Below are 9836 nucleotides of genomic sequence, written 5' to 3' on the forward strand. Positions count from 1 at the left end.
GCCTACACCAGTCCGGCCGCCCCGCATCGGCGGCAGATCAAATCCGCGTGTGCCTGCCTGCCCCTTCATTCCAAAAAGGAATGTATTTTCTTAAATATTTATCCCTTTTTATCAAGTGCCAATTTGCGTAGAGTCGTGCCACCCCATACGCGGCACCAATGCCGCACGCAGGCTGTCGCCGACAGCCCCCGATAACAAACAGCGCGGCCGTCCCCCGGACCGCGCAAACAGGAGACTCCATGCCGCACGCATTCCTGCGTCGCGCCGCCAGCGCGCTCGCACTGGCCGCGTTCGCCGCCTTCCCCGCCCTGTCGCAGGCCCAGGCCTATCCCGACCACCCCATCAAGCTGGTCGTGCCCTGGCCCCCGGGCGGCGCCACCGACGCCCTGGGCCGCATGCTGGCGCAACGCCTGAGCGAGCGCCTGGGCCAGACCGTGATCGTCGACAACAAGGCGGGGGCCGGCGGCAATATCGGCACCGCCGCCTTCGTGCGCGAAAAGCCCGACGGCTATACGCTGCTGGTCGCCACCAGCTCCACCAATGCCGCCAACCCGCATCTGTACGCGCGCCTGGGCTTCGATCCGGTCAAGGACTTCGCCCCTATCGCCTTTGTGGCCGAAATTCCCAATATCCTGGAAGTGCCGAAGCAGTCGCCCTACCAGTCCGTGCGGCAGTTGATCGACGCCGCCAAGGCCGCGCCCGGCAAGCTCAATTATGGTTCTGGCGGCGTCGGCTCGTCGCAGCACCTGGCCGGCTCCATGTTCAACGCCCGCACCGGCGTCGACATCCTGCACATCCCCTACAAAGGCAGCGGTCCGGCCGTCTCCGACCTGCTCGCCGGCCAGGTCGACATGATGATCGACACCGGTTCGCTGGCCCAGGTCCAGGCCGGCGCCCTGCGCGCCCTCGCCGTCGCCGCGCGCCAGCGCCTGCCCGCGCTGCCGAACGTGCCAACCTTCGCCGAAGCCGGCGTCAGCGATATGTATGCCTCCGCCTGGTACGGCATCGTCGCGCCGGCCGGCACGCCCGACGCCATCGTCCAGCGGCTGAACCACGACATCAACGCCATCACCGCCGACCCCGCCATGCGCCAGCGCATGGAATCCATGGGCGCCATCGTCCCCGCCGGCCAGACCCCCGCCCAGTTCGGCGCTTTCATGCGCAGCGAGATCGACCGCTACGCCGGCATCGTCAAACTCTCAGGCGCGAAGATGGAATAAACGCCGCGAACCCGCGCGCGCAGCGGCGGGCTCGATCCCCGCCCGGGCGCAGCGGCGGAAAGCGCCCATGAAAAAGCCGCTCCGGAAGGAGCGGCTTTCTGATCGAATCAGGCCGACTTAGTTGGCCCGCTCTTCCAGCACGGCCACCGCCGGCAAGGTCTTGCCTTCCAGGAACTCCAGGAATGCGCCGCCACCGGTCGAGATATAGCCCACCTGATCGCCGATGCCATACTTGGCGATCGCCGCCAGCGTGTCGCCGCCGCCCGCGATCGAAAAGCCCTCGGAATCGGCGATCGCCTGCGCCACCACCTTGGTGCCATTGGCGAACTGGTCGAACTCGAACACGCCCACCGGACCGTTCCACACGATGGTGCCGGCGCTCTTCAGGATTTCGGCCAGTTGCTGCGCGGTCTGCGGGCCGATATCCAGGATCATGTCGTCGGCGGCAACCGCATCGGCCGCCTTCACCGTGGCTTCGGCGTCCGCGCCGAAGGCCTTGGCGCACACCACGTCCACCGGGATCGGCACATCCGCGCCGCGCTGCTTCATCAGCTCGATCACGGCGCGCGCCTGATCCACCTGGTCCGGCTCGGCCAGCGACTTGCCGATCGGCAGCCCCGCCGCCAGCATGAAGGTGTTGGCGATGCCGCCGCCCACCACCAACTGATCGACCTTGTCGGCCAGCGATTGCAGGATCGACAGCTTGGTCGACACCTTGGAACCGCCGACGATCGCCACCAGCGGGCGCTTGGGCTCATGCAGCGCGCGGCCCAGCGCGTCCAGTTCGGCTTCCAGCAGCGGGCCGGCGCAGGCCACCGGCGCGAAGCGCGCGATGCCGTGCGTGGTGGCCTCGGCGCGGTGCGCCGTGCCGAAAGCGTCGTTGACGTAGACGTCGCACAGCGCCGCCATCTTGCGTGACAGCGCCTCGTCGTCCTTTTTCTCGCCGACGTTGACGCGGCAGTTTTCCAGCAGCACCACCAGGCCCGGCTCGACCTTGACGCCGTCGACCCAGTCGCGCACCAGCGGCACCGGCATGCCGAGCAGCTCGGACAGGCGCTGGCCGACCTTGGCCAGCGAATCGGCTTCGGTCAGCTCGCCTTCCTTGGGACGGCCCAGGTGCGAGGTGACCATCACCGCGGCGCCGGCGTCCAGCGCCAGGCGGATGCCGGGCACCGAGGCGCGGATGCGGGTGTCTTCGGAAATGCGGCCGGCGTCGTCGAACGGCACGTTCAGATCGGCGCGGATGAACACGCGCTTGCCGGACAGGGCGCCGGCCTTGGCCAGCGCGGACAGGGTATTGACCTTGGGCATATGCTTTGCTTCTCCTAGAGTTGGCGAGCAAAGGGGACGAACCCGCCTTCCGCCGTGGCGGAAAACCTGTTCGTCCCCTTCGACCCGACAGCGGTGCTTACTTGGCCGACATCAGCGCGACGGTGGTGTCGAGCATGCGGTTCGAGAAGCCCCACTCGTTGTCGTACCAGGACGAAACCTTGACCAGGCGGCCCGAGACCTTGGTCAGCGACGCGTCGACGGTGCTGGAGGCCGGGTTGTGGTTGTAGTCCACCGAGACCAGGGGCTCGGTGTTGTAGTCCAGGATGCCCTTGAGCTCGCCTTCCGAGGCGGCCTTCAGGATGCCGTTCACTTCCTCGACGGTCGTGTCGCGCTTGGCCACGAAGGACAGGTCGACGATCGACACGTTGATGGTCGGGACGCGGATGGCGTAGCCGTCCAGCTTGCCGTTCAGTTCCGGCAGCACCAGGCCGACCGCGGCGGCGGCGCCGGTCTTGGTCGGGATCATGCTCATGGTGGCCGAACGCGCGCGGCGCAGGTCTTCGTGGTAGACGTCGGTCAGGACCTGGTCGTTGGTGTAGGCGTGGACGGTCGTCATCAGGCCGTTTTCCAGGCCCAGCTTGTCGTTCAGCGGCTTGACCAGCGGGGCCAGGCAGTTGGTGGTGCACGAGGCGTTCGAGATGACGGTGTCGGAGGCCTTCAGCACGCCGTGGTTGACGCCGTAGACGACGGTGGCGTCAACGTCCTTGCCACCGGGAGCCGAGATGATGACCTTCTTGGCGCCGCCCTTGATGTGCGCGCCGGCCTTTTCCTTGGTGGTGAAGAAGCCGGTGCATTCCAGCACCACGTCGACCTTCAGCTCGCCCCACGGCAGTTCGGCCGGGTTGCGGTTGGCCAGCACGCGGATCTTGTCGCCGTTGACGACCATGAACTCGCCGTCGACCTCGACGGTGCCCGGGAACTTGCCGTGGGCGGTGTCGTAGCGGGTCAGGTGGGCGTTGGTCTTGGGATCGCCCAGGTCGTTGATGGCGACGATTTCGATATCGTGCTTCTTGCCACCTTCGTAGTGGGCACGCAGGATGTTGCGGCCGATGCGACCGTAACCGTTGATGGCGACGCGAATGGTCATGACTAGGCTCCTTTTTTACAGAACTTGCTTGACGGTCTCGGCCACCTTGTCGGCGGTCAGCCCGAAGAACTTGAACAGCGCGCCGGCCGGGGCGGATTCGCCGTAGCGGTCGATGCCGACCACGGCGCCTTCCAGGCCCACGTACTTGTGCCAGAAGGCGGTCACGCCGGCCTCGACGGCCACGCGCGGCAGGCCCTTGGGCAGCACCGACTGCTTCCAGGCGGCGTCCTGCTTGTCGAACACGTCGGTGCTCGGCATGGACACCACGCGCACCGCGATGCCTTCCTTGGCCAGCTGGGCTTGCGCGTCCAGGGCGATGGCGACTTCGGAACCGGTGGCGATGATCACGGCACGGGCGCCTTCGGCGTCGCGCAGCACATAACCGCCGCGGGCGATGGCGTCCACGGTGGCGGCATCGCGCTGCACGAACGGCAGGTTCTGGCGCGACAGCAGCAGCGCCGTCGGGCCGCCGTCATGCACGTCCATGCCGATGCTGGCCGGACGCGTCACGGCGGCGTTCCAGGCCACGGCGGTCTCGGCCGTGTCGCAGGGTCGCCAGAGCGACAGGTTGGGAATCAGGCGCAGGCTGGCGGCGTGCTCGATCGACTGGTGGGTCGGGCCGTCTTCGCCCAGGCCGATGGAGTCGTGCGTGAACACGTGCACCACGCGTTGCTTCATCAGCGCGGCCATGCGGATGGCGTTGCGCGAGTAGTCGGAGAAGGTCAGGAAGGTGCCGCCGAACGGCAGGTAGCCGCCATGCAGCGCCACGCCATTCATGATGGCGGCCATGCCGAACTCGCGCACGCCGTAGTTGATGTGACGGCCGAACTGGATGCCCTTGTCGCCCGCGCGCACGGCGGCCACGCCCTTCCAGTCGGTGAAGTTGGAGCCGGTCAGGTCGGCCGAGCCGCCGAGCATTTCCGGCAGCGCGGCGGCCAGCGCCGTGATCGCGAACTGCGAAGCCTTGCGGGTGGCGACGGTTTCGGCCTTTTCCAGCGTGGCATTCAGGAACGCCTGGAACTGTTCGGCGTAGCCGGCCGGCAGTTTGCCCTGCATGCGGCGGGTGAACTCGGCGGCCTCGGCCGGGAATTCGGCGGCGTAGGCGTCGAACGCCGACTGCCATTCGGCCTGCGCGGCGGCGCCGGTCTTGCGGCGGTCCCAACCGTCGTAGATGTCCTGCGGGATCTGGAACGGCTCGGCCGACCAGCCCAGCGCGGCGCGGGTGGCGGCGATCTCGTCCTTGCCCAGCGGGGCGCCGTGCACGTTGTGGGTGCCGGCCATGTTGGGCGAACCCTTGCCGATGACGGTGCGGCAGACGATCAGCGTGGGCTTTTCCGATTGCGCGCGGGCGGCCTTGATGGCGGCGTCCACGGCGGCGGCGTCGTGGCCATCGACGCCACGGATGACGTTCCAGCCGTAGCCTTCGAAGCGCTTGGCGGTGTCGTCGGCGAACCAGTGCTCGACGTGGCCGTCGATGGAAATGCCGTTGTCGTCGTACAGCACCACCAGCTTGGACAGCTTGAGGGTGCCGGCCAGCGAGCACACTTCGTGCGAAATGCCTTCCATCAGGCAGCCGTCGCCGGTGAAGGCGTAGGTGTGGTGGTCGACGATGGTGTGGCCGGGCTTGTTGAACTCGGCGGCCAGCAGCGCTTCGGCCAGCGCCATGCCGACGGCATTACCCAGGCCCTGGCCCAGCGGGCCGGTGGTGGTTTCCACGCCCGGCGTGATGCCCACTTCGGGGTGGCCCGGCGTCTTGGAATGCAGTTGGCGGAAATTCTTCAGTTCTTCGATCGGCAGGTCGTAGCCGGTCAGGTGCAGCAGCGCGTAGATCAGCATCGAGCCGTGGCCGTTGGACAGCACGAAGCGGTCGCGGTTGGCCCAGGCGGGATCCTTGGGGTTGTGGCGCAGATTGCCGATCCAGAGGGCCTGGGCGATTTCCGCCATGCCCATGGGAGCGCCCGGGTGCCCGGAGTTCGCTTGTTGCACGGCATCCATCGCGAGGACGCGGATGGCATCCGCCAAGGCAAGTTTAGGGGCGGTCGGATTGCTCATTCGGAAGGCTCTTTGAAGCTGGCTCGCCCATGCAGGAAATGGGGGCCAGTTGAGTAGGTTGCGAAGCAGACGATTTTAACACCTGGGGATGGCCCGGCCGGCGGCCGCTGGCGGGGTCCGCCAGATGGACGATGCCCTCTGGGTGAAACATGGGCTCCAAGGGTGGCAACCCCAATGGCATGGCGTCGTTCCCGCGCCGCCAACCTGATCGGCCGGGGCATCAAGGTGGTAGGCTACACGCTCAGCCAACCTCTCAGGTAACCTGTAGCCGGGCCGCCCCAGCCTGCGGCCCCGGGGCCTGCGCCCTGCCCCACGTCCGCCGTCCGTCCATTACTGCAACACCCATGTCCGCTCCCCGCTTCTTCTGCGACGCTCCCTTGTCCGCCGGCGCCCGCATCGCCCTGCCCGAGTCCCTGGCGCACCACGCCATCCGGGTGCTGCGGCTGCGCGCGGGCGAAACCGTGGTGCTGTTCAACGGCCAGGGCGGCGAATATCCGGCGGTGCTGGACATCGAGGGCAAGGCCGGCTTCGCCCAACTGGGCGCGTTCGATCCGCGCGAAGCCGAGTTGGCCGGTCGCATCACCCTGGTGCAGGGCCTGCCGTCCGGCGACAAGATGGACTGGGTGGTGGAAAAGGCCGTGGAACTGGGCGCCGCCCGGGTCTGTCCCATCGCCGCGCAGCGCAGCGTGCTGCAGCTGGCTGGCCCGCGCCTGGAAAAAAGGGTGACCCACTGGCAGCGCATCGCCCAGTCGGCCGCCGAGCAATGCGGCCGCAACCGCCTGATGGCGGTCGACGCGCCCGTGGCGCTGGCCGACTGGCTGGCGCAGCCTACCGACGGCCTGCGTCTGTTATGCCACCCGGAGGCCGACACCGACGTGGCCGGTCTGCTTGGCGCCACGCCTGGCCTGGCGTCCCTGACGCTGCTGGTCGGCCCCGAAGGGGGCTGGTCGGACAAGGAATTGGCCCAGGCGCGCGAGGCGGGCGTGCACGCCGTCAGGTTCGGCCCACGGGTGCTGCGCACCGAGACCGCCGGATTGGCATTGATATCCGCCGCCAGCGCCGTGCTGGGCTGGTAGCGGCGAAACGTTCAGTGGTTCTCGCCGTAGGGCGCGGCGGCCACGCCGGGTTCGGGGTCCGGATGCTTGCCCGCGTGTTCGATCACATACGCGAAGGTGCGGCCGTTCTCGTGGGCGAATTCGGCGGCGTCGGCGCACACCGATTCGATGCGGGCGGCGTCTTCCTCCAGCGCCGGGTCGCCGGAGTGCAGCTTGTACAGCCACAGCACCACGCCGGTCTTGTGATCCAGCACGGTGTCGCACAGGCAGTCATAGAGCGCGTCGAGATTGCCGCCGAAATACTCGGGAAAATCCACCGCCTTGACGATGGCGCGCAGCACCGCGGAACGGCTGCGCGCCGGGTCGCAATTGGCCACGAACAGCGCCAGGCCGAGTTCGTGCGCGGCATCGACCACGGCCTTTTTGTCCAACCCTTCATGGGGCAGCGCTCCACCTCGCTTCAACTGCCGCTGCAGGGTAGATTGGGCATTGCGCGTCATGCCTGTGCCTCCTTGAAAAAGGCGATCACTTCCTCGTTACGCTGCATCGTATCGGCATAACCCAGTTCGATCAATCGCTTGGTGTAGCTGGACTCGAACAATAGGTATGACATCAGCGCGCCGCCCCCAGGGCGGCTTGGATCGGACGATACACCGAGTACGCGGAAAAGGGCACGGGCCTGGGGCGGCATATCGTCCATATGCTCCAGCGCCAGCGCATCGAGCGAACGGCTCGGGGTGATCGTCAGCACCTGGATGCGGCGCACCGTGACCGGCTCGCCGCCCTTGTGGGGGGGCACCAGCTCGACCAGGTGGTTCATCCGCTCCAGGCGTTCGATGTCCATCGACAGGCCGTCCAGGAAGATGCTGGACAGGGCGTGGCCGCCGACCTGGGCCAAGGAGGGATACGGCGGCGCATCCTCGCGATGTTCCGGATGGGTATCGTCGCGAAACCCGGTGCCGATCACCAGCACCCGGTGCGCGCCCAGGTGGATGGCGGGGCTGATCGGCGCCAATTGCCGCATGGAGCCATCGCCGCACCACTCGCCCTTGCCATGCACGGTGATCTGCCTGGCCGGAAAAACGAACGGAATGGCGGATGACGCCATCAGGTGATCGACCGTGATCGGCGTCGGAATGGCCAGCCGCAGGTAGCGATGCCACGGCTCGATCGGCGTGTGTGCCTGGTAGAAGGTCAAATGCTCGCCGCTGGTGTAGCCCGAGGCCGTGATCGCCAGCGCCGACAGGGCGCCGCTTTCCAGGCCCGACTGCAAGTGGTCGAAATTCAACACACGGTCCAGCAAGGCCTGCATCGGGCTGTTGTCCAGCAGCGACTGGGGCCGCTTGCGCGTCAGGCCGGAATACATCCATCCCAGCGACAGCAGGCCCAGCCAGCGCACACCGGTGCGGATCAGGCCGGGCGCGTCGGCCCGGTAGATCATGTCGGTGTTAAGCGACGACCACAGCCGGCGGATGCGGCGCACTCCCAGGTGCGGCCGCTCGGCGCGGCAGGCCAGCGCGGCCGCATTGATGGCGCCGGCCGAAGTGCCGCAAATGATGTCGAAAGGGTTCTTGAAGCGCGAATGCCAGTCGGGGTCCAGCAGTTCCATGATGGCACTGAGCACCCCGACCTGATAGGCGGCGCGGGCACCGCCCCCGGTCAGGACCAGGCCGACCGGCGCGCGCGGGCACGCCGGACCGCCATTGTTGACTTCAACGCGGGGTATTGGCATCGACCACCGTCATCGCGGTCATGTTGACGATGCGGCGCACGGTCGAGCTGGAAGTCAGGATGTGCACCGGCGCATTGGCGCCCAGCAGGATCGGGCCCACCGCCACGTTGCCGCCGGCGGCCGTCTTGAGCAGGTTGTAGGCGATGTTGCCGGCGTCCACGTTCGGGCACACCAGCAGGTTGGCCTCGCCCTTGAGCGTCGAGGACGGCAGGATGCGCAGGCGCAGCGCCTCGTCCAGCGCGCAATCGCCGTGCATCTCGCCGTCGATCTCCAGGTCAGGTGCGGCCTCGCGCACCAGCTCCAGCGCGCGGCGCATCTTGGCGCCCGATGCCGAACTGCCCGAACCGAAGTTCGAGCGCGACAGCAGCGCCACCTTGGGCGCCAGGAACATGCGCTGCATCTCCTTGGCCGCGGCGATGGTGAACTCGGCGATCTGCTCGGCCGTGGGCTCATCGTTGACGTGCGTGTCCACCAGCACCACGGTGCGTTCGTTGAGCAGCAGGATGTTCATCGCGGCATAGACGTTGCGGCCCGGCCGGCGGCCGATGACCTCGTCGATGAAGCGCAGGTGGTCGTGGTAGGCGCCGACCGTGCCGCAGACCATGCCCTCGGCGTCGCCCAGGTGCACCATCATCGCGCCGATCAGGGTCATGCGGCGGCGCATTTCCACGCGCGCCATTTCCTTGGTGATGCCGCGGCGGCACATGCGCTCCCAATATGTGGTCCAGTACTGGTGGAAGCGTTCGTCGTATTCGGGGTTGGTGACTTCGACGTCCTCGCCCAGGCGCAGGCGCAGGCCCAGTTTCTCGATGCGGGTCAGCAGCACGGCAGGGCGGCCCACCAGGATGGGGCGCGCCAGGCCTTCATCCACCACCACCTGCACCGCGCGCAGCACGCGTTCGTCTTCGCCCTCGGCGAACACGATGCGGGCCGGACCGCCTTCGCGCACGATGCGCTTGGCGGCCGAGAACAGCGGCTTCATGAAGGCGCCGGAGTGGTACACGAATTGCTGCAGTTGCTCTTCGTAGGCTTCCAGGTCGGCCAGCGGGCGCGTGGCCACGCCGCCCTCCATGGCGGCCTTGGCCACCGCCGGGGCGATGCGCACGATCAGGCGCGGATCGAACGGCTTGGGAATCAGGTATTCAGGGCCGAACGAAATGTCGAACGTGCCATAGGCCGCGGCCACCACTTCGTTCTGTTCTTCCTCGGCCAACTCGGCGATGGCGTAGACCGCCGCCTTTTCCATTTCGCGCGTGATGGTCGTGGCGCCCACGTCCAGCGCGCCGCGGAAGATGTACGGAAAGCACAGCACGTTGTTGACCTGGTTCGGGTAGTCCGAACGGCCAGTCGCCATCACC

Annotated in this window: 8 protein-coding genes; 2 read left to right on the top strand and 6 right to left on the bottom strand. The window is 67.4% G+C overall.

The window, feature by feature from the left end; all coding sequences use genetic code 11:
* Positions 1-239 precede the first annotated feature (239 nt).
* On the top strand, positions 240-1220 hold the full coding sequence (locus HV701_RS15225) for a Bug family tripartite tricarboxylate transporter substrate binding protein (protein WP_175133873.1): 981 nt from the start codon (positions 240-242) through the stop codon (positions 1218-1220).
* A 117-nt stretch (positions 1221-1337) separates the two neighbouring features.
* On the opposite strand, the gene HV701_RS15230 is transcribed toward HV701_RS15225, so the two are convergent.
* The 3 genes from HV701_RS15230 to tkt all read right to left on the bottom strand — a co-directional run bounded on the left by HV701_RS15230 (position 1338) and on the right by tkt (position 5691).
* Complete coding sequence (locus tag HV701_RS15230) at positions 1338-2531, bottom strand: phosphoglycerate kinase (protein ID WP_175133874.1); 1194 nt, start codon at positions 2529-2531, stop codon at positions 1338-1340.
* Positions 2532-2628: 97 nt separating this feature from the next.
* The gene (gene gap, locus HV701_RS15235; protein ID WP_175133875.1) at positions 2629-3639 is read right to left on the bottom strand and encodes a type I glyceraldehyde-3-phosphate dehydrogenase; all 1011 of its coding nucleotides are present in this window, start codon (positions 3637-3639) and stop codon (positions 2629-2631) included.
* 15 nt (positions 3640-3654) lie between these two features.
* Positions 3655-5691 carry a transketolase gene (tkt, locus tag HV701_RS15240; RefSeq protein WP_175133876.1) on the bottom strand — a complete coding sequence of 679 codons (2037 nt, stop codon included), beginning with the start codon at positions 5689-5691 and terminating at the stop codon, positions 3655-3657.
* Positions 5692-6035: 344 nt separating this feature from the next.
* Between tkt and HV701_RS15245 the strand changes: the two genes are divergently transcribed.
* Entirely contained in the window at positions 6036-6767 is a 732-nt protein-coding gene (locus tag HV701_RS15245; RefSeq protein WP_175133877.1) for a 16S rRNA (uracil(1498)-N(3))-methyltransferase, read from the top strand.
* A gap of 11 nt (positions 6768-6778) precedes the next feature.
* Here HV701_RS15245 and HV701_RS15250 read toward each other — a convergent pair whose 3' ends face one another.
* The 3 genes from HV701_RS15250 to HV701_RS15260 form a co-directional block, all read right to left on the bottom strand.
* Entirely contained in the window at positions 6779-7246 is a 468-nt protein-coding gene (locus HV701_RS15250; RefSeq protein ID WP_175133878.1) for a barstar family protein, read from the bottom strand.
* Positions 7243-8478 carry a patatin-like phospholipase family protein gene (locus HV701_RS15255; protein ID WP_236755852.1) on the bottom strand — a complete coding sequence of 412 codons (1236 nt, stop codon included), beginning with the start codon at positions 8476-8478 and terminating at the stop codon, positions 7243-7245. The genes HV701_RS15250 and HV701_RS15255 overlap by 4 nt, the downstream gene beginning before the upstream one ends.
* Positions 8459-9836 (bottom strand): phosphate acyltransferase (locus HV701_RS15260; RefSeq protein ID WP_254595180.1); only part of this gene is annotated, 1378 nt, incomplete at its 5' end. The genes HV701_RS15255 and HV701_RS15260, both read right to left, overlap by 20 nt.

This window comes from Achromobacter pulmonis (genome assembly GCF_902859765.1).
Classification (GTDB): domain Bacteria; phylum Pseudomonadota; class Gammaproteobacteria; order Burkholderiales; family Burkholderiaceae_B; genus Achromobacter; species Achromobacter pulmonis.